Source organism: Noviherbaspirillum denitrificans (assembly GCF_002211445.1).
Taxonomy (GTDB): Bacteria; Pseudomonadota; Gammaproteobacteria; order Burkholderiales; family Burkholderiaceae_D; genus Noviherbaspirillum; species Noviherbaspirillum denitrificans.
This window is the reverse complement of the sequence record NZ_LSTO01000001.1, coordinates 4,802,822-4,828,775: the sequence shown is the minus strand read 5'-3', so window position 1 is coordinate 4,828,775 and position 25,954 is coordinate 4,802,822. Positions and strand designations below refer to the sequence as shown.

At 62.2% G+C, this 25,954-nt stretch carries 17 protein-coding genes and 1 pseudogene; 9 read left to right on the top strand and 9 right to left on the bottom strand.

What is annotated here, in order from left to right; genetic code table 11:
- The 3 genes and pseudogenes from AYR66_RS29740 to AYR66_RS23410 form a co-directional block, all read right to left on the bottom strand.
- Window positions 1-206 (bottom strand): annotated as a pseudogene (locus AYR66_RS29740) (hypothetical protein); the annotation flags it as partial.
- Between the two features lie 158 nt (window positions 207-364).
- Window positions 365-1,261 carry a cytochrome c3 family protein gene (locus AYR66_RS23415; RefSeq protein WP_088709513.1) on the bottom strand — a complete coding sequence of 299 codons (897 nt, stop codon included), beginning with the start codon at window positions 1,259-1,261 and terminating at the stop codon, window positions 365-367.
- A gap of 348 nt (window positions 1,262-1,609) precedes the next feature.
- A complete protein-coding gene (locus tag AYR66_RS23410; protein ID WP_088709512.1) occupies window positions 1,610-2,734 on the bottom strand; it encodes an NHL repeat-containing protein in 1,125 nt (374 codons plus the stop codon).
- Window positions 2,735-2,938: 204 nt separating this feature from the next.
- Here AYR66_RS23410 and AYR66_RS23405 point away from each other — a divergent pair, with 204 nt between their 5' ends.
- The 9 genes from AYR66_RS23405 (at window position 2,939) to AYR66_RS23370 (ending at window position 18,244) form a co-directional block, all read left to right on the top strand.
- Window positions 2,939-4,066, top strand: a complete 1,128-nt coding sequence (locus tag AYR66_RS23405) for a c-type cytochrome (protein ID WP_088709511.1) — start codon at window positions 2,939-2,941, stop codon at window positions 4,064-4,066.
- A 3-nt stretch (window positions 4,067-4,069) separates the two neighbouring features.
- Entirely contained in the window at window positions 4,070-5,113 is a 1,044-nt protein-coding gene (locus tag AYR66_RS23400) for a c-type cytochrome (protein WP_088709510.1), read from the top strand.
- A 193-nt stretch (window positions 5,114-5,306) separates the two neighbouring features.
- Window positions 5,307-5,615: a c-type cytochrome gene (locus tag AYR66_RS23395; RefSeq protein WP_234814992.1), complete on the top strand. Its 309-nt coding sequence runs from the start codon at window positions 5,307-5,309 to the stop codon at window positions 5,613-5,615.
- A 164-nt stretch (window positions 5,616-5,779) separates the two neighbouring features.
- Window positions 5,780-8,494, top strand: coding sequence for an EAL domain-containing protein (locus AYR66_RS23390; RefSeq protein WP_088709508.1), 2,715 nt, complete (start codon window positions 5,780-5,782; stop codon window positions 8,492-8,494).
- 180 nt (window positions 8,495-8,674) lie between these two features.
- Window positions 8,675-10,306: a methyl-accepting chemotaxis protein gene (locus AYR66_RS23385; protein WP_088709507.1), complete on the top strand. Its 1,632-nt coding sequence runs from the start codon at window positions 8,675-8,677 to the stop codon at window positions 10,304-10,306.
- 279 nt (window positions 10,307-10,585) lie between these two features.
- Window positions 10,586-13,810 (top strand): EAL domain-containing protein, encoded by a 3,225-nt coding sequence (locus AYR66_RS23380; RefSeq protein WP_088709506.1) that lies wholly within the window; start codon window positions 10,586-10,588, stop codon window positions 13,808-13,810.
- Window positions 13,807-13,992: a hypothetical protein gene (locus tag AYR66_RS28520; RefSeq protein WP_141104130.1), complete on the top strand. Its 186-nt coding sequence runs from the start codon at window positions 13,807-13,809 to the stop codon at window positions 13,990-13,992. Before AYR66_RS23380 ends, AYR66_RS28520 begins: the two co-directional genes overlap by 4 nt.
- An 8-nt stretch (window positions 13,993-14,000) precedes the next feature.
- Complete coding sequence (locus AYR66_RS23375) at window positions 14,001-17,327, top strand: ATP-binding protein (RefSeq protein ID WP_088709505.1); 3,327 nt, start codon at window positions 14,001-14,003, stop codon at window positions 17,325-17,327.
- Window positions 17,324-18,244 (top strand): diguanylate cyclase domain-containing protein, encoded by a 921-nt coding sequence (locus AYR66_RS23370; protein ID WP_206047258.1) that lies wholly within the window; start codon window positions 17,324-17,326, stop codon window positions 18,242-18,244. The genes AYR66_RS23375 and AYR66_RS23370 overlap by 4 nt, the downstream gene beginning before the upstream one ends.
- Window positions 18,245-18,356: 112 nt before the next feature.
- Here AYR66_RS23370 and AYR66_RS30475 read toward each other — a convergent pair whose 3' ends face one another.
- The 6 genes from AYR66_RS30475 to AYR66_RS23340 form a co-directional block, all read right to left on the bottom strand.
- Window positions 18,357-19,994: a methyl-accepting chemotaxis protein gene (locus AYR66_RS30475; RefSeq protein WP_088709504.1), complete on the bottom strand. Its 1,638-nt coding sequence runs from the start codon at window positions 19,992-19,994 to the stop codon at window positions 18,357-18,359.
- Window positions 19,995-20,321: 327 nt separating this feature from the next.
- Window positions 20,322-20,663: a c-type cytochrome gene (locus AYR66_RS23360; RefSeq protein WP_088709503.1), complete on the bottom strand. Its 342-nt coding sequence runs from the start codon at window positions 20,661-20,663 to the stop codon at window positions 20,322-20,324.
- 32 nt (window positions 20,664-20,695) lie between these two features.
- Complete coding sequence (locus AYR66_RS23355) at window positions 20,696-21,319, bottom strand: cytochrome b/b6 domain-containing protein (protein ID WP_088709502.1); 624 nt, start codon at window positions 21,317-21,319, stop codon at window positions 20,696-20,698.
- Window positions 21,316-22,734 carry a cytochrome c3 family protein gene (locus AYR66_RS23350; protein ID WP_088709501.1) on the bottom strand — a complete coding sequence of 473 codons (1,419 nt, stop codon included), beginning with the start codon at window positions 22,732-22,734 and terminating at the stop codon, window positions 21,316-21,318. The genes AYR66_RS23355 and AYR66_RS23350 overlap by 4 nt, the downstream gene beginning before the upstream one ends.
- A gap of 124 nt (window positions 22,735-22,858) precedes the next feature.
- On the bottom strand, window positions 22,859-25,105 hold the full coding sequence (locus tag AYR66_RS23345) for an MtrB/PioB family decaheme-associated outer membrane protein (protein ID WP_088709500.1): 2,247 nt from the start codon (window positions 25,103-25,105) through the stop codon (window positions 22,859-22,861).
- Window positions 25,106-25,122: 17 nt separating this feature from the next.
- Window positions 25,123-25,954, bottom strand: an 832-nt coding sequence (locus AYR66_RS23340) for a DmsE family decaheme c-type cytochrome (RefSeq protein ID WP_206047257.1), incomplete at its 5' end; no start/stop codon positions are given.

The window sequence follows — 25,954 nt, the reverse complement described above, 5'->3', positions numbered from 1 at the left end:
AGGCGGGCAAAGACGGCATCTTTCGACTGCGCCGGAGCGGCAACGGGTGCTACAGCCTCGGGGGCGGACTTGGGCGCCGCCTTGGCTGCGGGCTTCTCGGCCGGCTTTTGCGCCTTGGGCGCTGCCTGTACCGCCGTCACCATTCCCGCCCCTATCAGTGCGGACAGCAGAACGGTGTGGCAGGCGTTGCGAATCGATTTTTCCATGGCGGCGCTACCTTTCAATCTTGTTGGCGGAGGTCGTCCGCCGGATCCATTCCAGGAATAACGGCAAGAACCGTCATTCCTGGAACGCCCCTCTGTGCGATGGGGCAGGCAAGTGAAACTTGCCTGCCCCGATCGTCGTACTTCCTGAAACCAGCTTGTTACTTGATGTGGCAGGTCAGGCAGATTTCGCTACCGGCAACCGGCACACGCATGAAGAGTTCTGCGTTGGCGTGCGGATCGTGGCAGCTTGCGCACTCGACGTACGGCTGGTAGTTGCCGCCGCCGGTCGAACGGGTGTACAGCTGGATGTCGTTCTTGTCGCGGCCTGCAACGTTACCTGCAGCCTTCTCGACGTACCAGACCGGAACGTTGTTGACCACCGTCGAGGACGTCGAGCGGAACGCCGTGTCGGCAAACGCATTGTTGGTCACCACGCCGTTCGACACGGAGTAAGTGAAGCCGCCAGCGTACTTGATGCCGATCGGGTGATCGTTTTGCAGGTCCTTGCCGTCCGTACCGACCGTACCACCACCGAGGTTGGCCATGCTGGTTGTGGACAAGCCGCTGTTGGTCAGGTTGTTGCCCGCCGCCCAGTCGCCGCCCAGTGCGTTGTTGCCGGAACCCGGCTTGTTGGCCATGGTGTTGATCGCCTGGGTACCGTCGTGGCAGGACAAGCAAGCCAGGGAGACGGAACCGACGGTGACGTTAGCCTGGTCGGCTTCCATCGTCGGCGACGCATTGACCGAACCGTAGGTCTGGTAGTAGTTGTCAGCCTTCACAACACGCTGCCAGAGCGGTGCTGCTGCGGAAGCTGCGCCGTGAGGCGTATGGCAGAAAACGCAGACCTGAGTCGTTGCGCCCGCACCCGTGTAGTAGTTCACACGAGTCGCACCCTGCGAACCAGCCGCCGGAGCGGTAGCCGACAGGTTGTGCTTGGTATCAACGACCTGCGCGTCCGCACCCTGCATCAGACCCAGAGCACCGACAGCCAGGACTGCCGCGTAAGTGGCGCGGTGGAAAACCTGCGCCAATCCCTTTCCAAATTGAGTTCCCATGATTGAATACCCGCCTTTCTATTATTAGTCACCGAGAGGAAGATTCCCGATTAAAAACGTTTAGTGCAATCAACAACTAGCAAGAGCAATGCCAGACATTGAATTGACCCGTATCAGGAATTCCATTACGGCCCGGCAGTGATTTACAGCCTTTGCAAGCCCTGTAAACACGAGGGTCGGCCATGAATTTCCATTCACGCCGCCCCTCTGTATAGGCGTTACTCCTACTTCTTTCCCAAACCCATTGATTCCGTGTTTTTCGTGCCTTGCGGCACATTCCCGATTACAAGAACAAGTTCCTAGCCACAAGAAAGAACTTGACAAAACCTCATCGAAATCAAGTCCTCATCAGTTACCCGATGCACTCTTTGCCGCCGCACCCTTCTTGGTGGTAAATCCCGCGTCTGCAGCAAGCTTCGCCGGACGGTACACCTCGAGCTTGCGGAAATACTGGTCCACCATATAAACACGGCCATCGCCATCGACGGCAATGCCGGACGGCAGCATGTACTTGGCGGGCGCATCATTCTCGGAACGACCGCCAACTGCGAGGAGGAGCTGGCCCTCGGTATTGAAAATCTGGAAATTGCCGAACGCGGCATCGACCACATAGATATTCCCATCCGGATCGATTGCCGCCTCCTTCGGACGGGAGAACTGGCCGCCCTGTCGTCCGATGGAACCGAACACGCGCACGAAGGTGCCGTCCGGCTTGAAGACTTGAACGCGGAAGTTGCCACCGTCGACCACATACAGCAAGCCGTCAGTACCGATCGTGACGTCACGCGGAAGGTTGAATTCCCCGTCCGCCGAGCCGCGCTTGCCGATATCGAACAGGTGCTTGTTATTGGGAATGTCGAACACCATGATGCGATGCTTCTCGTTGGTCACCGCGCCGGTATCGACGACATACATGCGCTTGCCTTCGGCATCGACGGCGATGCCCGAGGGGCGCGACAGGCGCGAATTCGCCGCGAGCGTCTTGATGAACTTGCCATCCTTGTCATACATCTGCACAAGCTTCGCACTGCCATCGACGACATAAACATTCCCCTCGCCGTCAGTATCGATCCCGAGCGGCATGTTCAACGTGCCGTCGCCGGTGTCACCCAATTTGAACGTTTTCTGGCTGGGAATATCGAAGGCGATCACGGAACGGCCACCCGAATCGGTCACGAATACGCGTCCGTGATAAACCGCCACGCCGTATGGCTTGGCCATGCCATCGCCGGATTCGGTCGAGCCGGTGAGGATGCGCTTGAGGTCCGCGTTCTTCTCCTCCTTGGAGACATCCGCGGTGGAATAGATGGTGCGCTCATAGATGAAGCGCGGCTCATCCGGCGGCGGCGGGAAAACAGGCAGTTGGGCGTCGCCGCGTTTGACCGGCGCGCCACAAGCAGCGACCATCAGGACAACGACCACCTGAACGGCTGTCAGCAGGCCTTTACGAGAAACCAGCGATTTAATGCTCATCTTTGCATCCTTCTATGAAAACTTCCCAAAGGGGACGGACCGCAAGTTGCGTAATCGAATCTGGTTAGCAAGCAACGTACCACCTTGCTTCCCTCAGGAAAAGTGGGAAGACTGATTTACAACAGGCATCATTCTTGCTCAGCTCGCTCGTCATTCCTTCGAACCCACTATTTACTGCTGCACAGCATTTCGCGCTCACCAGACATGACAAAACACATCAAGCTCGCCGGACACACTTTCTTCAGTGCAGCCAGTCTGCTCGTTATCGGCTTGGCCGCCACCGAGGCCGTCGCGGGGGATAGGCACGGCAACATGTCGCCAGCCGCGATCTACCATAACTACTGCTCCGTCTGCCACGGCGACCGCGGCGATGGCGAGAGCCGCGCCAAGAGCAGCATGGTGCCGCCGCCGAAGGACTTCACGAATCCGGGCGTCGCCTACATGCTGACGCGCGAACAGATGATCAATACCGTCACCAACGGCAAGTCGGGCACGGCAATGACTCCCTGGAAATCGCAGCTCACACAGAAAGAAATCGAAGGCGTGGTCGATTACGTGCGGACCACCTTCATGCCGGCCGCCAGCTCGGACCGCAATAACCGCGGCCGCGTCGTCTACGCCGAGTACTGCTCGGTGTGCCACGGCGAACGCGGCAACGGCAAGAGCCGCGCCTCGGGCAGCCTGATGCCGCCGCCGCGCGATTTCACCAACGCCGCCACGCGGGCCGAACTGTCGCGCGAGCGCATGATCAAGTCGGTCACCTACGGTCGTCCCGAAACCGCGATGGTGGGCTGGAAGTCGCAGCTCAGCGACAAAGACATCCAGGCCGTGGTCGACTACATCCGTACCGGCTTCATGGCATCGAGCGACGTAGCCGGCATCTCGGGCACCACCTCCGGCAACCGCGGCCACCTGCCCGCCGGGCAGGCTGCCATGCAGCAGACAGTGGCTCCCGTGCCGGCACCGGCACCCGCAGCCAAGCCGGCGGCACCGGTCAACATGAGCGCGGCAATGCCGAAGGGCCTGAAGGGCGATGCAATGAAAGGCGCCGCCTTCTTCATGAGCAACTGCTCCACCTGCCACGGCGCCACCGGCGACGGCCGCGGACCGCGCGCCTACTTCATCAACCCGAAGCCGCGCAACTTCCTGCACGAAGCCTCGCGTGCCGACCTCAACCGCCCTGCCATTTTCAAGGCGGTCAACGAGGGCAAGCTGGGCACGGAAATGCCGGCCTGGGGCAAGGTGATGACCGAACAGGAAGTCGCGGACGTGACGGAATTCGTGTTCACGCGCTTCATTCGTCCGACGGACACCGCAAAGGCTGCGAAGTAAAGAATGAGATTACTGGCATTGCTTGGGCTGCTGCTGTCGCTGGCAGCCTGCTCCGACCAGCCGGCGCCGCAGGCTGCGGCAAAGGCTGCGCCCGAGCCTGCGCCGAGGCAGGAAGTCCTCGACCTCGGTCGCAAGGTATACAACTTCCGCTGCTACTTCTGCCACGGCTACTCCGGCAACGCGCAGACGCTTGCAAGCACCTACCTGACGCCGCGGCCACGCGACTTCACCAAGCTTTCGCTCGACCAGCTGAGCCGGGAAAAGATGCTGGAAACCGTCACCCACGGCCGCCCTGGCACCGCGATGAAGGGCTTCAACGACATCCTGGCCCCGCATGAGATCGCGGCGGTCACCGATTTCGTCCGCCAGGAGTTCATGGTGTCCAAGGCCCGCAACACGGCTTACCACACCAAGGAAAACGGCTGGGCCGACCACGAACGCTATGCGCCGGCCTTCCCGTTCGCGACCGGCCAGATCACGCTGGACACGCCGTCCGACAAGCTGACAGCCGAACAACGCGCCGGCCGCAAGCTATTCATGACTGCCTGCATCAGCTGCCATGACCGCGCCAAGGTGAACAACGAAGGCATTCCCTGGGATTCGCGCGCGCTGTCCTACCCGCGCATGGGTTTCCAGCCCGGCGACTGGCCGCCCAAGCAGGTCGACGGCGTGTCCAGCGCCACGCCCTACCACATCCACGATCGCGTGCCCAAGGTCGCCGGACTCACGGCGAAGGAAAAGAAGGGCGAAGGGCTGTTCCAGCAGAACTGCGCCTTCTGCCACGCCGCCGACGGCACCGGGCGCAACTGGATCGGCACTTTCCTCGAACCGCACCCGCGCGACCTGACGGCTCCGGAATTCATGTCCACCATGACCACCGGCCGCCTTGCCAACGTCATCAAGGAAGGCCTGCCCAACACCTCCATGCCCGCGTGGAAGTCGGTCTTGAACGATAGCGACATCGAGGCACTGATCGCCTACATTTCGCGCGCCTTCCATCCTGTGGCCGCCGGACCGGCGCCGGCGCCCACAGCGAAAGCCCCCTGACCTTTCCTGCAATTGGAAATATTCCACCCTGGAAATTCCCGCTTTCGGGAATGACTTGATCCAGACATGGGTCATTAGCTTCAGCGCGTTCGTTTCCGCACGGCAATTCGATTGGTATGTTTATTGCATAATGGCAGCTGCAGAGTTCCCGCTTTGCATCCCCCTCTTTGCTTTTGAATACCTAGGAGAAGATATGAAATTGAGTTTTGTCGGTACCGCCGTTGCAGCTGGTCTGCTGGTCATCGCTGGTCAGTCCTTTGCCGCTGACGGCAAGGCAGTCTATGACGCAACTTGCGCAGCATGCCACGGCACCGGCGCCGCCGGCGCTCCGAAGCTGGGCGACAAGGCTGCCTGGGGCCCGCGCATTGCGCAAGGCAACGCAGCACTGAACGCCGCCGCCCTCAAGGGCAAGGGCGTGATGCCGGCCAAGGGCGGCAACAGCGGCCTGTCCGACGCTGACGTGACCGCAGCCGTGGCCTACATGGTTGGCGCATCGAAGTAATTCGGTACCTGGAAAGCGCTCCGGCGCTTTCCTCCCTCCTACCGGCCCGACGTTTCAGCCTTTTGCGAACCGGCATTGAACCATCAGTACCGATCCGCAAGAGTACGCAGCCGATATCGAAGCGATGTCTCTCCCGTTGCGTTTTCATCACTGGGACCCGCACCATGCGCAAGCTGATCGTTTCGAATCTCCTACTGATCATGTTCCTGGTCGGGGCGGCGTCCGGCTTCTTCATGAGCAATATCGGCTGGTGGGGCCTGTACCAGGGTGAGCGCGACCTCGAATACCTGTACCGCAGCAGCGGTTCGGTGCTCAAGGATGTAGCAGATGTCGAACGCCTGATGCTCCGTTGCCAGGCAGTTTTCGTCGACGCCCTCAAGAAACAGCACCTGACGCCGGCCGACAAGGAGCTGCTCCACCACGTCGATGCCGAACTCGACACGTTGATGACCCGCTTGCAGGGCGATGCCAGGCGTGCCGAACAATGGGCGCACGTGGCCCACCTGCATTCCCGCGTCATTGCCAGCCGCCAGCATGCAATGACCCTGATGGCGTCCGATCCGGCGGAGGCTTACCGCTTCCATACCCATACCACGCTGCCGCTGTACAACCAGCTGATCTCGACGCTCCACCAGCTCATCCCGCCGGCAATCCAGGCGGAACAGACAGCCTACGACAGGGCGGTCGCCGATAACCGCGCTGCCCGCAACACCCTGCTGGCGATGTCGCTGCTGGCCACCGTCTTTTTCTGCGTCACAGCCTGGCTGACCTACCGCGAATCGATGGAGCGCCGCCGCAAGTCCACCGAATTGGACCGCGAACATGCGCTGTTCCGCACCCTGTTCGAAGCCAGCAACGACGGCGTCATCCTGATCAACAACGACCGGGTCACCGACATCAACCGCGCCGCCATCCGGCAGTTCGCACTGCCCGCGGCGCCGACCGAAGCAGACGTCGAACTCGACCGCCTGCAACCGGAAAGGCAGCCCGACGGTACGCTGTCCGCCCCCGCCCTGCGCGCGCGGCTGGACGAGAGCCTGAAGTCCGGCCCGCAGCGCTTCGAGTGGCATTTCAGGTCCTCGGACGGCCACGAATTCCCCGCGGAGCTGGCGATCGATGTCGCCCTGCTCGGCGAACGGCGGACAGTACAGCTCACCATCCGCGACATCACGCGCCGCAAGGCAGCAGAGACGTCGATGCGGCTGGCCAACCAGGCCTTCGAGAACTCCCTCGAAGGCATCGCCATCACCGATGCCAAAGGCGACATCCTGACGGTCAACAGCGCCTTCAGCGTCATCACCGGCTATGCGCGCGAAGAGGTGCTCGGCCGCAATCCGCGCCTGCTCAGTTCGGGCCGCCAGTCGCGCGAGTTCTACGACGAGATGTGGCGCTCGATCAGCGAGCAAGGCAAGTGGCAGGGCGAGATCTGGAACATCCGCAAGAACGGCGACATCTACCCGCAGTGGCTCAACATCAGCCGCGTGGTCGATGACCTTGGCAATGTCTGCAACTTTGTCGGCGTATTCAGTGACATTTCCGAGCGCAAGTCGGCGGAAGAACGCATCCTGCACCAGGTCTATTACGACCAGCTGACCGACCTCCCCAACCGCGTGCTGTTCACCGACCGGCTGAACCAGGTGCTGGGCATTGCCAAGCGGCGCAAGGACTACCACTTCGCGGTGATGTTCCTCGACCTCGACCGCTTCAAGCTCATCAACGACAGCATGGGCCACGACGCCGGCGACCAGCTCCTGCAGCAGGCGGCCCACAGGCTGCGGGGCAGCGTGCGCGAGTCGGACACGGTGGCGCGCATGGGCGGCGACGAGTTCACCATCGTCCTCTCCGAAATCGCGGACGGCAAGGATGCGGGCAATGTCGCGCAGAAGATCCTCGATGCCTTCCACCCGCCCTTCATGCTCAACGGCGAGGAAGTCTTCGTCTCGGTCAGCATCGGCATCAGCGTCTATCCGGAAGACGGAAACAATATCGAAATCCTGCTCAAGAACGCCGACATGGCGATGTACCGCGCCAAGGGCGCCGGCGGATCGTGGTTCGAGCTGTATGACGAAGGACTGGGCAATGCGGCCAGCCAGCGGCTGACGATGGAAACGGCCTTGCACAAGGCGCTCGAGCGCGACGAGATGGAGCTGCACTACCAGCCGCAATTCGACTGCGACAGCGGCAAGCTGGTCGGATTTGAAGCGCTGCTGCGCTGGCGTCATCCCGAGCGCGGCCTGCTGGCGCCGGATGCCTTCCTCGGCATCGCCGAGGAAACCGGCCTCATCGTGCCGATCGGCGATTGGGTACTGCATACCGCGTGCGCCCAGGCCCAGAAATGGCGCCACGAGCATCCCGGCCACCGCATGATGGCGGTGAACCTGTCGGGCCGGCAGTTCCAGCACACCGACCTTGGCGCGCAGGTGTCCGCCGCCCTGCAGCAAAGCGGCCTGCCGCATTTCTGCCTGGAGCTGGAAATCACCGAAACGGTGGTCATGCAGAACCTCGAAGCCAGCATTGCGATCATGCACGCGCTTGCCGAACTCGGCGTCCAGTTCTCGATCGACGACTTCGGCACCGGCCACTCCTCCCTGGCTTACCTGAAGAAGCTGCCGATCCACGCGCTCAAGATCGACCGCACTTTCGTGCGCGACCTGGCGACCGACCAGGACGACGCGGCGATCGTCGGTGCCATCATCGCGATGGCCAACAAGCTCGGACTGCGCGTGATCGCCGAAGGCATCGAAGACCGCGCGCAATACAACCTGCTCAGACAGTACAAGGGCATTGTCGGCCAGGGTTACCTGCTCGGCCGGCCAGTGCCCGCCGAAGCCGCGGCAAAGCTGATCGCCGAAGGCAAGCCCAGGGCGGTCGCCGCTTAAGCGGCACGTCTTCTTTTCCCCGGATCGCGGCCCGGCACCCGCCGCACTGGCGAGTCCTATCCGTTCTGGCCCGGATGTTGCATGGCCAACAAGTCCGTCCGGCCACAGGATCATCCTCTGCGATCGAACGGCCTGACGCATGTCCACCATTCAAGTACAAGAAGAAGGAAAAGAAGACACATGACCAAGATAGAGAGGCTGCTGCACCTGAATATTGCAAAAAAACTATGGCTCCTGGCCGGTTGCGCGACGCTCGGCGTCGTCATCCTGACCGCAGTCTTCCTCCAGTCCGAACGCCGGCTGATCCTGAGCGAGCGCGAAGCCAGCGTGCGCCAGACCGTCGAAGCGGCACATGGCATCCTGGCGCGCTTCCATGAGCTCGCCGCCAAGGGCGCGATGAGCGAAGAGGACGCCAAGCGGGCCGCAATGGATACCGTGAAGGCGCTGCGCTACAGCGGCAAGGAGTACTTCTGGATCAATGACATGCACCCGCGCATGGTCATGCACCCCTTCAAGCCCGAAATGGACGGCACTGACCTCACGGCCAACAAGGACCCGGCCGGCAAGCTCCTGTTCCAGGAGATGGTCAAGGTAGTCAAGGCCGACGGCGCCGGCTTCGTGCCCTATGTCTGGAACAAGCCGGGCAGCTCGGAAATCGGGAACAAGGTGTCCTATGTGAAGGGCTTTGCGCCCTGGGGCTGGATCATCGGTTCCGGCGTCTATATGGACAGCGTGCAGGAAACCTTCATCAGCCGGCTCATCTCCTTTTCCGCCGGCGCGCTGGTCCTCGCCGGCATCCTCCTGACCATCTGCGTGCTGATTGCCCGCAGCATCACCCGCCCGCTCGAACGCGCTGTCTCGATTGCCAAGACGGTTGCCGCCGGCGACCTCACCAGCAAGATCGAAGTCGACTCCGACGATGAAACCGGCCAGCTGCTGCGCGCGCTGCGGGATATGAATGACAGCCTGCAGCAAATCGTCAGCAAGGTCCGCGAAGGCACGGATACGATCGCGGCGGCCTCCAGCCAGATCGCGTCGTCGAACTTCGACCTCGCCGCACGTACCGAGGAAGGCGCCAGCTCGCTGCAGGAAACCGCAGCCGCCATGGAAGAGCTGACCAGCACCGTGCGCCAGAATGCCGACCATGCCAGCCAGGCCAACCAGCTGGCCGCATCGGCGTCGCAAGTGGCGGTCAAGGGCGGCGACGTGGTCTCCCAGGTGGTCGGCACGATGGGTTCGATCAACGATTCGGCGCGCAAGATCGTCGACATCATTGCCGTCATCGACGGCATCGCCTTCCAGACCAACATCCTCGCCCTCAATGCCGCCGTCGAGGCGGCGCGCGCCGGCGAACAGGGCAAGGGCTTCGCCGTGGTGGCGTCGGAAGTGCGCCAGCTCGCCCAGCGTTCCGCCGCGGCAGCGCGGGAAATCAAGGACCTGATTTCCGATTCCGTCGAAAAGATCGACATTGGCGCGCACCTCGTGGACCGGGCCGGCGAAACCATGAGCGAGATCGTGGCCAGCGTGAAGCGGGTGACCGACATCATGGGCGACATCAGCGCGGCCAGCATGGAGCAGAGCTCCGGCATCGAGCAGGTGAACAAGGCGATCGCCCAGATGGACGAGGTCACCCAGCGTAATGCCGCGCTGGTGGAAGAAGAAGCATCGACGGCCGAATCCCTGCAGAACCAGGCGGCAAAGCTGGCGGAAATGGTCAGCGTTTTCCGTTTGCAGGAATTAGCACAGCAGAAGCCGGCAGCGGAAGTAGTGGCCATCCCCGTTGAGCGGGATCGGCCGCGTCTGGCGGCGTAGCAAATACGGGGCTTTCCCGAAATTGGGAAAGCCCCGCCCCGCCGTATCCTGTTCGCGCCGGAGGGACGGGCAGAAATCAAAAGCCGCGGCGCGATGCACCCACACACTTGCCGCAGGCACGAACCATGCTTGCAAGAAAGCTTCTGTCAGAAAGAAATAGTGGGAATCACGTTCCGTGGCACGCTACTGGGATACTTGCTTGTTGAATAACATGCCTGGCACTCATGCTGCAGGGTATTGGATGCCTGTATCCGCACGGTCGGGCCGGAGCCAGGAAGAATGAATGGAATTGTGACTGCCCTGATGGGCCAGACCAGGGATGAATCCAAGCTTCGATTCCGTTTGCGCCTGTTCACCGCCCTCTCCTTCGTCATCGCGCTGCTGCTGGGCATCGCCTTCCACTCGATGTACTCGCACCTGCACGTGGTGCGCCAGCACAAGGAAGCCGAGATCCTGGCCGGCAACCACGTCGCCGCCCTCCAGGAACGCCTCAACCACTGCCTGTCCGGCACCTATGCCCTCGCCTCGGTCCTGCGGCAGAACGGCGGCAACATCAACAACTTCGACGCACTGGCCACCGAAATGCTGCAGATGTACGGCGGCATCAGCAGCCTGCAGCTCGCCAAGGGCGGCGTGGTGTCGCACGTCGTTCCCTTTGTCGGGAATGCGCAGATCATCGGCCACGACCTGCTGAAGGATCCGAACCGCAACAAGGAGGCCTTCCTGGCCATTGAAACCCGGCGGCTCACGCTTGCCGGTCCCCTCGAGCTGCTTCAGGGCGGGCAAGCCGTCATCGGCCGCCTGCCCATCTACATGCACGGTTCGGACGACCAGGAACAGTTCTGGGGATTCGCCACCGCAGTCATCGGCGTGGCCGAACTGATCGAGCGCAGCGGCCTGGCGGAATTGGGCAAGGCCGGATACGAGTACGAACTGTCCCATGTCCGTTCCACTACGGGGGAATCGCGCGTCTTCGCACGCTCCGGCACTGCCCCGCTGGAAGATCCCGTGGTGCGTGCCATCGATGTGCCGAACGGCAAGTGGTACCTCAGCATCGCGCCGACCGACGGCTGGCTGGAAGCCTCGCTGTCGCTGGTGCTGACGGCGATCGTGCTGCTGGCCAGCCTGCTGGTGTCCATGTTCACCCATGCCACTTTCAAGCAGCCGCTGCTGTTGCGGCGCGAAGTCGCGGAACGCACACAGGACCTGGCCGAAGCCAACCGCACGCTGACCAACGAGATCGCGGAGCGCGAACGCGCCCAGAACGACCTCGCGCATATCAACCGCATGTACAGCGTGCTCAGCCATACCAATGCCGCCATCGTCCGGATCACCGACCGCGAAACGCTGCTCGACGAGATTTGCCATGTCGCCGTCGAGCTCGGCGGCTTTCCGCTCGCGCGCATTGCCATGCTCGACCCGGTCACCGGCGGGTGGAGCTGGGTCGCGAAATGCGGCAAGGATGCCACCTTGCCGGAGTGCGACGAAGCGATCCACGCCTGCCTGTCGGCCAAGTTCGACGCGCTCAACGGCGCCATCTTCAAGGTCTGCAGCAGCAATATCCAGAACCATCCACACTGGTCTGCCATCTGCCCGCAGTCCGAGTCGGCCGGCTTCAAGGCGCACGTCTTCCTGCAGCTGCGCATCGGCGACCGCGTCGCCGGCATGTTCAGCCTGTATGCCAACGAACCGGATTATTTCGACGACGCGCAACTGCGCCTGCTCGAGGAAATGACCGAAGACGTCTCCTTCGCGCTGGAGAACATGGAACGCGAAGCGCAGCGCAAGAAGACCGAAGACAACCTGCGCAAGCTGTCGCGTGCGGTCGAGCAGAGCGCCAACGCCGTCGTCATCACCGACCGCTTCGGCATCATCGAATACGTCAATCCCTGGTTCACGCGCATCACCGACTACACCGCCGACGAAGTGATCGGCAAGACGCCACGCATCCTCAAATCGGGCGAGACCCATCCGGAAACCTACAAGCGCCTCTGGGAAACCATCCAGTCCGGCAAGGAGTGGACGGGTGAACTGCACAACACCAAGAAGAACGGCGAAATGTACTGGTGCCTGGAAGTGATCTCGCCCCTCAAGGATGAGCAGGGCAACATCACGCACTTCGTCGCCGTGACGGAAGACATCAGCGAGCGCAAGCAGACCGAGCAGACCATTCGCCACCTCGCCTTCCACGATCCGCTCACCGGCCTGCCCAACCGCCGCCTGTTCAACGACCGCCTGCACCAGGCAGCCGCGATGCGCCACCGCAAGGACAACGCATTCGCGCTGATGCTGCTCGACCTCGACCGCTTCAAGACAGTCAACGACACGCTGGGCCACGAAATCGGCGATGCCCTGCTCAAGGCCGTGGCCGCGCGCCTGCTCAACAGCTGCCGCCAGGGTGACACGCTGGCGCGCATGGGTGGCGACGAATTCGCGTTGATCGCGCTGGAAATCCACCAGCCGGAAGACATGGCACGCATGGCGGAAAAGCTGCTGGATGTGCTGAAGGAACCCTTCCACCTGTTCGGTCACGAACTCTACGTCACCACCTCCATCGGTGTGACGCTCTACCCGAACGACGCGTCCGACGCCGACGCGCTGATCAAGAATGCCGATATCGCGCTGTACAAGGCAAAGGATTTGGGCCGCAACAACTTCCAGTTCTTCACTGACGACATGAACGCGGCGATGATGCAGCGCCTGCGCCTGGAAAGCGCGATGCGCTGGGCCATCGAGCGCAACGAATTCATGCTGCACTACCAGCCTCAGGTCGACGTCATCACCGGCAAGATCCGCGGCACCGAGGCGCTGATCCGCTGGCGCCATCCCGAGTTCGGCATGATCTCGCCGGCGCAGTTCATCCCGCTGGCGGAGGAGACCGGCATGATCGTGCAGATCGGCGACTGGATCCTGCGTACTGCCTGCGCGCAGGCCAAGGCGTGGCAGGTGGCCGGACTGCCGATGCGGGTGGCGGTTAACTTGTCGGCACGCCAGTTCCACCAGGGCGATCTGGCGGAAACGATCGCGGAAATCCTGGAGCAGCACGACCTGCCTCCGTCCCTGCTCGAGGTCGAGCTGACCGAGGGCATCCTGATGGACGACACTTCGCAGACAGCGTCCGTGCTCGACAAGCTGCACGGCATGGGCGTGCAGATCTCGATCGACGACTTCGGCACCGGCTACTCCTCACTGTCCTACCTCAAGCGCCTGCCGATCCAGATCCTCAAGATCGACCAGTCCTTCGTGCGCGACATCCACACCGACCCCGACGATCGCGCGATCGTCACAGCGGTGATCGCGCTGGCGCACAGCATGAAGCTGAGGGTGGTCGCGGAAGGCGTGGAAACGCCGGAGCAGCTCGCCTTCCTGAAGGAATACGATTGCGACATGATGCAGGGCTACCTGTTCAGCCGCCCGGTGAGCGGCGATGACGTGCTGTCACTGCTTGAAAACGATACGCGGCTGAAGAATGAAGTCGCCGAACAGATGAAGGAAACGCAATGATCCCGATTCGCACAGAAGGCAGCGAGCATGATTGCCGCCCCGAGTGGATCCGCCTGAATCCCCTGCTCTCCTGGTGCACGCGGCAGCAGGCAGCACCGTCCGGCGCCGCTGCCGAAGACGCCACATCCACTGCACCACGTTGCACCCGCCAGGATTGCCTGTTCAGCGCCGCAAGGCGATAAAACTGCCAATGACAGATGCAGATGGCGGAGCAACCGCCGCCAGGCCGCGCTGGTCGGTACGCGCCCTCCTTGGATTTCTCGTCTTTGCCTGCCTTGTGCCGGGATTCATCGGCGCGGGGATCCTTTTTTATCACGACTTCCAGTCCGGCAGAAAGCAGCTCGAAAAGGACACGATCCGGACCGCGCGTGCGCTGACCCAGACAGTCGACGCCTATATCCTGAACGCACAGGTCGCGGCGCAATCCCTGTCGACCGCGAACAGCCTGGCAAAAGGAGACATGGCGAGTTTCCAGCGGCGCGCCCGCCATCTCCTTCAAGTCGCCTCGCCCGCGACCAATTTTGTCCTCAGCGATGTGACCGGCCAACAGGTCATGAACACACTGAAGGAATTCGGTGAACCCTTGCCGCGCCATGGCAACCCAAGCATCTTGAACAAAGTGCTCGCCACCGGCAAACCGGTGGTGTCCGACCTCTTCTTAGGGGCGGTTACGGGCCGCTATGTCATGAGCATCGACGTGCCGGTATTCATCAACGGCAAGGTCGAGTACGTGCTGAGCATCGGCATCCATCCGAAGGAATTTGACGCGATCCTGCACACCCAGTCCCTGCCGCCGAAATGGGTGGCGGCAATCTTCGATACGACCGGCACGATCGTCGCGCGCACCCATAGTCCAGAGCAGTTCGTCGGGCAAAAAGGCACCACGGAATACATCCGCAGGATTGCCGAAGTCCGCGAGGGCGCGATGAACACTGTCACCCGGGAAGGCATTCCGGTGTTTTCGGTCTTCAGCCGCTCACCGGCCACCGGCTGGAGCGTCGGCATCGGCATCCCGCGCGAGGACCTGGAAGCAGAGTTCAAGGACTCGCTCGCACGCCTGGCCCTTGGAATCATCGCCCTGTTTGCCATCGGGCTGGGCCTGGCGGCAAGCATGGGCGGGCGCATCGCCAGCTCGATACGCGCGCTCACCGGCCCTGCCCTTGCGCTGGGCAACGGGGAACGGGTGTCCTTTCCAACGCTCCATGTACGCGAGGCAGCCGAGGTTGCCGACGCCATCAATGCGACATCCTGCCTGCTCTCGACGCGCACGGCGGAGCGCGACAGCGCCAGGGAGGAACTTGAACGCACCGAGATCTTCCGTGAAATGTTCAATGCGGTTGCCGCCATCCAGCTGCTGGTGGACCCCGATACCGGGCAGATCATCGATGCCAATCCTACGGCTGCCGGTTTCTATGGCTACCCGCTCGAACAGTTGCGGCGAATGAACGCCACCGACATCACTCCCCAATCGGCAGAGGTCGTCCGGGCGCGTCTGCAAACCGCCATGTCGCAGGGACAAAGCCGATGCCTGGCGGAGCACCGCCTCGCCGACGGCAGCATCCGTACTGTCGAGCTGCACGTTGGGCCGGTCCGCCTGCAGAACCGCCCCCTGATCCTTGCCATCATCCACGACGTCACCCGCCGCGTGCAGGATGAACGCCGGCTGGCGGAAGTGCGCGCCGAACTGGAAGAACAAGGCCGCCGCCTGGCCAAGGAACGCGACCGTGCGGAAGCCGCGAATCGCGCCAAGAGCGAGTTCGTGGCGAACATGAGCCACGAGATCCGCACTCCGATGAACGCCATCCTCGGCCTCGCCCGCCTGCTGGAGGATGAGGCGCTCGATGCCCAGGGCCGGGAGTATGTGGAGCAGATCGGCGTCTCCGCGCGCTCGCTGCTCGGCATCCTGAACGACATCCTGGATTTTTCGAAGATCGAGGCGGGACGTCTTGAAATGGAAGAAGCGCCCTTCTCGCTGGACGATGTCCTCGCCGACACCTCGGCCATCGTGTCGCCGAACGCACGTGACAAAGGCATCGACGTCCACATCCATCTCGGCAGCGATGTGCCCCGCATGCTCGTCGGCGATGCAATGCGGCTGCGCCAGGTGCTGCTCAACCTGGCCAGCAACGCGGTGAAATTCACCGAACGCGGACAGGTGGGCATCGCCGTGCGCACCCTGCCGTCCGCAGACGGTGTGCTGCTCGAATTCTCGGTGCAGGATACCGGCATCGGCATCGCGCCCGAGCACCAGGAGCGGCTGTTCCATGCATTCTCGCAGGCTGACAGTTCGACCAGCCGCCGTTATGGCGGCACCGGCCTGGGACTCGCCATCTGCAGCCGGCTGGTGGCGTTGATGGGCGGCGCGATATCGTTCAGCAGCAAAGCCGGCGTCGGCAGCTGCTTCCAGTTCACCGCCCGCTTCAAGCACGCGGAGGGCATTGTCGCGCTGCCGAAACGGCAGGCGGCCACCTCCGTCCCGATCGCCGGGCGTCTTGCCGGAATGCGCTTGCTGCTGGTCGAGGACAATGAGATCAACCAGAAGGTCGCCCGCACGTTCCTGCGCAATGCAGGCGCCGAGGTCGACGTCGCGTGCGATGGACGAAAGGCGGTCCAGTCGCTTGCCGAAGACAGCGGTCGCTACGACGCCGTGCTGATGGACATCCAGATGCCGTTGATGGACGGCTATGAAGCCACGCGCATGATCCGCAACGAACTCGGCCTGACGGACCTGCCGGTCATTGCGATGACCGCCAATGCCATGACAGAGGACCGCGAGAAATCCCGGACGGCGGGCATGAACGCGCATATCGCCAAACCGATTGATGTCGACGAAATGATCGACACACTGCTGGCACATGCATCGGCATACATGCGCCCTGGTACGAGCGCCGAACCCTTGAACAGGAACGCGCCCGCCATTGCCGAAGACCTGCCCGGCATCGACGCCCGCAATGCCCTCACACTGCTGGATGGCGACGTCGCGTTCTGGGTCGCATTGATGAAGCAGTTTGCGTCCGGCTACGAAAAAACACCCGCGGAAATCCGCCGGCTCCTGGAAACCGGTGCGCATGCCGATGCGTGCGGCCTCGCACACAAGATCAGCGGCGTGGCAGCGAACCTCGGCGCGGTCGATGTCGCGCGGGTGGCGGCGACGCTCGAGTCCGCGCTTGCGAACGGCCGACATGAAGGCTTGACGGACCTGGTAGCCTCGCTCGAATCCGCAGTTGCGGTCATTCTCGACTCCGTACAACGATTGCCCTCCCCGGCGCCCTCGCAGGAGCCTTCCAGCCATCCCGCCGACCTGCATACGGCGCTCGCCGGCCTGCTGCGCAGGCTGGAGGAAAGCGATCTGGACGCGCTCGATGTCTTCCGCTCCCTGCGCGACGAACTGGTGCGCGAAGCGGGCAGCGATCGCGCTGATGCCGTCGCGCGGGCGATCGAGGCGCTCGAATTCGAGGAAGCGGAACAACTTCTGAAGGACCTCATGGCGACGATGGGAAAAGGCGCGCAAGCATGAAGCAAGACATGACACCGCCGCGCGGCCGCATCCTGATCGTCGATGATGCGATGGAGAACATCCACTTCCTGCACCGCTTGCTCCAGGACGAACACAAGGTGGTCTTTGCACGCGACGGCATGAAGGCGCTGGAGATGGCCAGGACGCAACCGCCGGACCTGATCCTCCTCGATGCATTGATGCCCGGCATGGACGGTTTCGAAACCTGCGCGGCACTGAAGGACATGCCGGAAACACGGGATATTCCGGTCATTTTCGTGACCGCGCTCGACAGCCCTGACGACGAAACCGGCGCGCTGGAAGCCGGCGCCGTCGATTTCATCAACAAGCCGCTCAACGCCGCTGTCGTTCGTGCCCGCGTGCGCACGCACCTGGCCCTGAAGCAGCAAGGCGACTTGCTGCGCGCGATGACGATGACCGACGGGCTGACCCGCGTGGCGAACCGGCGCTGCTTTGACGACGTCCTTGAGCGCGAGTGGAAACGCTGCGAGCGCTCCGGACTGCCGCTGGCGCTCATCCTTGCGGACATCGACCACTTCAAGCTCTACAACGACCGCTACGGCCATCTTGCCGGCGATCGTTGCCTGGCCGACGTCGCCCAAGGCATGGAGACCTGCCTGCGTCGTCCTCCCGATCTCATTGCGCGCTATGGCGGCGAGGAATTTGCGATCCTTCTCCCGCATGAAGATGTCGACGGCGCTGTCACAGTGGCAAGCCGGCTTCTGGACAAGGTGCGCGAGCTCGCCATCCCCCACGAGGCCTCGCCCACCGCATCGGTGGTGACTGCCAGCCTGGGCATCAGCGCGGTGATTCCGCAGCGTGGCATGGAATCGTCCAGCCTGATCGCGGCAGCCGATGCCTGCCTCTATGAGGCAAAGAAGGCCGGGCGCAATCGCTGCCAGGCCGCGCCGATGTGAAAAAAAAACCGCTCCTCGGCTGAGGAGCGGGGCTAGTACTTACGGGTATCGAGTGATGCCTGGAGAAGACGGACGGCGGGTTTCACCCCGCTCTACCGCGTGCGGCCCTTGCTCATCCATTCGCAATACGACGGACCTGCGGCGCATCGTTCAATACAGTCTGGCGCAACGGCACTACCGGCGCAGGCTCGCGCACCTCGCTGCCGCCAAACTTGAACACATTGATCAGCCCGGCAAGGTTGCCCGCCTCTTCCTGCATGCTTTCCGCCGCGGCTGCCGCCTGCTCGACCAGCTGCGCATTCTGCTGCGTCACCTCGTTCATCTCGGCAATCGCGCGATTGACCAGATCGATGCCGTGGCTTTGCTCCTGGCTGGCTGCGGTGATCTCGCTCATGATGTCGGTCACGCGCTTGACGCTCGCGACAATCTCATCCATCGTCGCGCCCGCCTGGTCCACCAGCCGGCTGCCGATATCGACCTTTTCAACCGAGTCGCCGATCAGCGACTTGATTTCCTTGGCTGCCGCCGAGCTGCGCTGGGCAAGGTTGCGCACCTCGGTCGCAACCACCGCGAAACCCTTGCCCTGCTCGCCTGCCCGCGCTGCTTCCACGGCCGCATTGAGCGCGAGGATATTGGTCTGGAAGGCGATACCGTCGATGACCCCGATGATGTCGACGATCTTCTTCGACGAATCGTTGATCGAACCCATTGTCGCGATCACCTGCGTCACCACCGCACCGCCCTTGGTCGCCACTTCCGACGCGGACGCGGCAAGCTGGTTTGCCTGTTGCGCGTTGCCCGCATTCTGGTCAACGGTATCGGTCAGGTGCTTCATCGTTGATGCGGTATCGGCCAGCGCCCGTGCCTGCATGTCGGTGCGCGAAGAGAGGTCGAAATTCCCGGCCGCCACCTGGCCCGATGCGGCGGCAATGGTATGCGCGCCGGTGCGCACCTGTTCCACGGTGCGCGCGAGGCTGGCGTTCATGTCCTTGAGCGCCTGCATGAGCTGGCCGGTTTCGTTGCGGTTGCGCACTTCGATCGTCGTCGACAGGTCGCCCGCAGCCACCGATTGCGCGACGCGAATCGCGTGGGCCATCGGACGGGTGATGCTGCGCGAGACGAAGTAGCAGATCACGAGCAGCACGCCCATCGTGACGAAGGCAAAAATCAGGAAGCTGATCGACCGCTTCCACACCATGGAATTGATCTTGTCGAGGTAGACACCGGTGCCGACCACCCAGCCCCAGGGCGCAAAGCCCTTCACGTACGACACCTTTTCGACATCGACATCGGTGCCCGGCATCGGCCACATGTAAAAAACGAAGCCGGCTTCGTTCTTTTTCACCATCTCGACAAACTCCACGAACAGCGGCTTGCCTTTGGGGTCCTTGTTCTGCGACAGGTCCTTGCCGTCCAGTTCCGGCTTGATCGGATGCATGACCATCTTAGGCTGCATGTCATTGATCCAGAAATAGTCGCCGTCGCCATAGCGGAAGGCCTTGATGGCCGCCATTGCATTGCGCTTGGCGTCTTCCTCGCTGATCACGCCCTTGGCTGCGAGGCTGTGGTTGTAGACCAGGATGTTATGGGCAGCTTCCACTGCCTGCCGCACGCTGGCCTTGCGCTCCTCGAGCACCAGCGAGCGTTCGGTCACCACGAAAAACGCAATCAGCAGCAAGATGCCTAGCGCCGCCGTTGCCGCAAGCACGCCGAGCTTCTTCCCGATAGTAAATGTCATGTTGGAAAACATGGAGCCTCCTAGAATTGGCTGGTCTTTGTCGGGGCGCGGGGCTGGGTTATTTTTATTGCCCCTGGACAATATCCGTACATTAGGGAGGGATACTTACGGCGGAATTACAGGGAAATTGGATTTCTGTAGTGCAATTGATCTGTATCAGTCAAATCAAAAATGGAACGACCGGTCACTCCGGAGCCCCAAATGAAAAGGGACCGGCAAGCCGGTCCCGAACGCTGCTCTCGCTGCGATTCTTTTGCGGGTCTGTTGACCTTCTTTTTGTCCGGTTCCGCCATCGGCGGAAACAGGATCCCGTCCCTTTGCGCAGGACGGGAAGGTCAATCAGCGGGTCAGGATCCAGTTGGCGATTGCCTTGTGGTCCGCCTTGTCCTTGGTTTCGATTTCCTTGTGCTCTTCTTCCGTGCCGTCTTCAAGCTTCACCTTCGGGCTGGTGGTCAGGTTCTTGACGATTGCACCTTCGGGATCCGGCTTGGCCTTGAGCTTTTCGGCGATCTTCTTGTACGACGGGCCCTTCTTGGTCTTGTCGATGGCATGGCACTTGAAGCAGCCTTGCTTCTTCAGGTACGGCTCGACGTCTCCCTCGGACAGGGCGGCGTGCGCCGGCACGGCGAGCACGGCGCTGATGGCAAAGACCTGGGCCAGTTTGATGGCGATCGTTTTCATGGCGTTACTCCTTTCAAATACAGCGGTTTGCTTCAATGGTGTTCGGTGTGTTCGTGCCAGCCCGTCAGCATCATCTTGATCATCGAGGTCGGCTTCTCGCCGGTTGTGGCGAGGTACACGTGGCCGATCAAAAACAGGAAAATGGCAGCGCTGCTGGCGAAATGCAGGAAGGCAACAGGCAGCAGCCCGTCCATGCCGAACAGCTTCTCCGGCGCAACAGACGGGAAGAAGTAAATCAACCCGGTGATGATGACGACCGGCAGCACCATGTACATGATCATCCAATACAGCAAAGCTTGCAGCGGGTTGAACTTGGTTTCCTTGGTCACCGCATATGGATGCGGCTCGCCCTTGAAGATGCCCCACATGTAGAACTTCGCCTGCTTGATGCAGCCGGCGATCACCGGCGAGCGCGGGAAGTACTGGAGCCCGTTGCCCGTGAAGATGTTCATCAGGAAGTAGAACGTGTACGCGCAGGCCAGCGTGACGCCGGCGATGTCGTGGATGCGCGCGGCCAGCGAGAACTCCACCAGGAAACGTCCCGGCGCAGCGAAATGCAGGCTGATGCCGGTGACGGCCAGGGTGATGATCAGGCAGGCGTTCGTCCAGTGCCACAGGCGCAGCCATAGCGGCAGCAGATAGATGCGTTCACTCATTTTGCGTTGTTCCTTCTCTTCTTTGCGCCAAGATAGCGGATCAGGCCGTGGCCAAGGACGCCGAGGAAGGTCAGCGCCGCCATGGCGATGATCAGCGTGTCGAGCAGCGGATGGCGGGTGGCGCCGATCACGTAGGAGTTCGACAGGATGACACTATTGGCAAAACCGAACTTCTGCTTTTCCTCGTCCGCGAGATGGCGGTAGAGGCGCGTTGCCAGCTGCGAGTCCTTGGTGTGGCAGGTCACGCACATGCGCTCCGCCTTCTTCTCGCCAAGGATCTCGTGCGACATGTCTGCCTTCGCAGAGGTGTGGCAGTCGATGCAGCGGACCGATTTCCAGTGCAGCTTGGTGTTTGGCAGCCACTTGTGCTGCTCGTCCAGGTCCGGACGTTCGATCTTCTCGCCCGCCTTGCCGCCGGTCTTCATCGGCGCGTACTTCTCGAACTTCTTGTCAGAAGTATGGCAGGAGATGCACATCTTGTTGTCCTGCGCGACCATCTTGCGCGGGTCCTTCAGCTTGGTCACAAGGAAGATGCCGTGACTGCCATGGCAATCCATGCAGCGCACGGTATTGCCGCCGGCATGCGTGGCAAGCTTGCCGTGCTGCGTGCGCTCGTAGGACTTGAACTGGTCGTCGTGGCAGTCGCCGCAGGTTTCCAGCACCTTCTGCTTGAAGGTCACGGCCGAGGTGTTGCCGACCGAGTGCGCGGTATGGCAGTCGGAGCACGTCGCGGCCTTGGTTTCGCCTTCATTGAGCAGCTTATCGCCGTGGATGGAACCCTCGAACTCGTCGAACTGGTCTTCGTGGCAGCTCTTGCCGCAGGCGGACGGCTCGTTCTGGCGCCATTCCTTGCGCTCTTCCGTGCCCTTGGCCGGAATGTCGAAGGTGTGCGTGTTGTGGCACTGCGTGCAGGTCGCGTTGACCTTGGTCTCATCGTCCTGGTTTTCCTTCGCGTGGAAGGACTTCTTGTAGGCGTCGACGTTCTCGACCACCGTGCCGAGACGTGCCTTCTCCTTGGCCTTGCCATCCTTCTTGGCCTTGGCCCAGAGGTCTTCGTGGCAGCTTGCGCAATCCGGCTTCTTGGCCTTGGCGTCGATCTTGTGATTGGCCTTGCTGTCGACGATCTCGGTGTGGCAGGCCACGCATTCCATCTTTGCGTGGACGCCCTTGCGGAATTTCTCATTTTCGATAATGAACAATTCCCGCTTTTCGCCATCGGCGTTCTTCGCTTCGAGCTTGCCCTTCTTGCCGTTGTGGCAGTCCTGGCAGCTGGCATTGTCCATCTTGGGGGGCGCCGCTTCCGCGGGCAGCGTGACGAGGGCGCCGGTCATGCAGACGGCCGCCGCGACCACCCATGTCCGGATGGAAGCCAGCGGCCCTCTGATTTTTTCTCGTAATGCAGACAGGGTATTCATGATGTCCTGGGTTTGGCCGTTTTCGGCATGCCGCCCGGACTATGCAAGTTTCGCGCCAGAAACTTGACGCAGATCAGGTGGGAGGCATGCCGGGCACGGCTTGCGCCGTGCCCGTTGGGCCGTGTTAGAACTGATAAGAGAGCGATACGCCGACGAAATGCACGTTGTAGTTCGGGGTGGTTTCGTTGGTGCCGATGACGTTGGCAAGCGTCGCCGGTGCCACCTGGTCGATTGCCCAGTCGGATGCGTTGTAGCGTTCGAAGATGTACTTCACCTTGACCGACACGTCCTTCTGCAGCTTGTAGGTGCCGAACAGGTCGACACGCGACAGGCGGGTCTTCAGGTCGGGCAACGGGGTTGCCTGGGAGGCCGCCGCGATCGACGGGCCGGTCCAGACAGTCACGCTGCCGGTCGAGTTGGCACGTACCAGGTCGCCGCCGAGTTCGTACTTGCGGGCCGGTGCATAACGCAGGCCAGCGCCGAAGGAGATCGTGCGATCCACGATGCCCGCGGTCCAGTCGAAGCGCGGATCGGTGACCACTGCCCTGTTGCCGCCCAGCGCGATGGAACGCTGGCCGGTGCTGTAGCGGTCGACCGAGGTAAAGACGTGGCCGGACAGTGCATCCGTTGCGCGGTACGAGGCGTCGAGGTTGACTGCCCAGCCCGTCGCGCGCTGCAGGCCGTACTGGGATGCGTGGTAATCGTCATCCTTGTAGTCGACGTCCATGTGCAGGTCGACGCTTTCCGTCGGCGTGACATTCAGGAAAGCCTTGACCTTGTCGCGCTTGCGCGGCGCCATGAAGAACTTCTTCTGTGCCGGCACGTTGTCCCACAGGCCGTTGAGCGGCAGCGTTGCGGTTGCCTGGGTGGCGACGTAAGCCGGCGAGAACGTGGCGGTGAACGGCGCGGATGCATCGTACGCGGACGTCTTGCGGTCGGAATACGCGTAGCCCAAGCCGCCCGACACCATGTCGTTGAAGTGCTGGTGCACGTCAGCCTTGATCGTGTGCTCGCGCTCGTCCTTGATCGCTTCGAAGGTCTTCTTCGCCCAGTCGTAGTCGTAGCCCAGCTTGAAGGTGGTGCTGGTGGTGTAACGGTAGTCGAACTCGGCGTCGATCTGCTGCTTGGTGCTGCTGCCCGGCAGGTTGGTGCGCAGCTTGCCGAGACCGGCAGCCGGCTGGCCCTGCGAGTCGCCGCCGATGTACATGTACGCAGCCTGCGGCGTCTTGTTGTCGCGGTCGTCATAGCGATACAGGCCGTGGAAGCTCAGCTGCGGCGTCAGTGCCGACGCAATCTTCATGTCCAGGTGCGTGGTATCGATACGGCCGTCGAGCGAGGCGCGCGGCAGCGGCGCGGTGATCGTCGAAGCCAGGCCCGCGTTGACGGTGTACGGCAGGAAGCCGTCGTTCTGCAGCATGCGGCCGAAGCTCAGGCTGCCGGACACGCGGGTGTCCTTGGTCAGCGTGTAGCCGGCGGATGCATTGATCTGGTGGAACTGGTTGTCCGGCGGCAGGCCGAGCGAACCCTGGTTGTAGGCGGAGACGCCCGGCGTCGTGGTTGCAACCCATACCGAGGAGGCAAACGGGTTCTGCCAGGTCAGCGCATTGTTCTGGTTGCGGAAGAACGAGCCGTAGTAGCCGAACTGCAGCTGCAGCTTCTTGTCGGTATAACGGGCCAGCGCTTCGATCTCGTCGGTCGTGTAATCGACCGGTTCCGGCACGATGGCTGCACGCGGGTTGCCGCCGCTGTTGCCGATGACGGCCGCGGTGAAACGGTTGCCGTCCTTGTGCTCGCGCTTGACGCGCAGGTCCACGTCCCAGCCCGCCGGCAACTGCTTGCCGAAGCCGAGACCGATCGCTTCACGCTTGGAGTCGACCGAGAACGGACGCATGCTGGCGCTCAGCGTCGGCATGGCAGTGGTCGTCGCACCGCGCACGAAGCCGGCCGGCAGGCGCAGGTCGGTGCTGCCCGGATTGACGAACGGCGTCTGGTAGGTGTCCGAGAACAGCTTCGGGATTTCGTCGTAGGACAGGCGGAAACCGTAGTTGCCCTGCTCGCCCGTCTCGATGTTGAGGCTGCGCGAATCCAGGCCGAGGTCACGTCCCTTCAGGATGAAGTAACCGGGACCGTCGTTGAAGCGGCGGTTCAGCTCGATGTTGCCGATCAGGTGGGCGCCGTTACGGTTCAGGCCGGTGTAGTCGCCGAACTTGAAGCTGTTGTCCGACACATAGCCGACACCGACTTCGACGGTGCTGGTCGGGGTGATCAGTTCGCGGATTTCGTCATCTTGCGCCCATGCTGCCGTACCGATGGCTGCAATGGAAACCGCGAGGATGGTGCGTACGAGACGCGGTTCAAACTTGGTGCTCATGTTTTTCTCCTTCGCGATTAGCGTGTGTAGCGTGCGCCGGACGGATGATTCGTGCCGTGGACCTGCGTGTGGCAGCTTGCGCAGCTGCGCAGCAGGAGCTGCTGGGCCGGAGCGGTGCCGCCGGCGGTCGTCGGCAGGCCGCGGCCGCTGTACGGGTTGCCGGGGTGCTGTGTGAAGTCATGGCACTGCTGGCACAGGTACGGCTGGCGCGCCTTCAGCAGGGACGGATTGTTCGAACCGTGCGAGTTGTGGCAATTCATGCAGTTGTCGCTGGCGACCGGGTGCTCCCACAGGAAGGGACCGCGCTTTTCGGTGTGGCACATGTAGCAGGTCTCGTTCACGGTGTTCTTGATGAGCTGCTTCGGACCGGACGAACCGTGGGTGTTGTGGCAGCTCGAGCAGGCGACCTTGCCTTCACGCATCGGGTGGTGCGAAGCCTTGTACGATTCGGAACGCTGGTTCTTGTGGCAGGTGAAGCAGACTTCGGTCTGTTCCTTCTTGTCGCGAACCTTGTCGTGCTGGGTATGGACCTTGTGGCAGGACGTGCAGGTCACGCCGTTGGCGGAGTGCGCGCTGCTTTCCCAATGCATGCGGTTGCCGCCCTGGTGGCAGGACTGGCAAACGGCATCACGCTCTTTCGGCGGGACGGTGGAATCCTTGGAGAAATAGATATCGGTCTTGGGCGGCTTGTCCTTGCCCTTGTAGTCCGCGTGCTTGTCGCTTTCCTTGTGGCAGTCTCGGCAGGTCGGCGTGCGGCTGTCGCCCTTGGTGCCGTGCTTGCTCTTGCCGATCGCCAGCAGCTTCGGGTCGTCGGCCTCATCGTGGCAAGCGGTACAACGGGCATCGCCC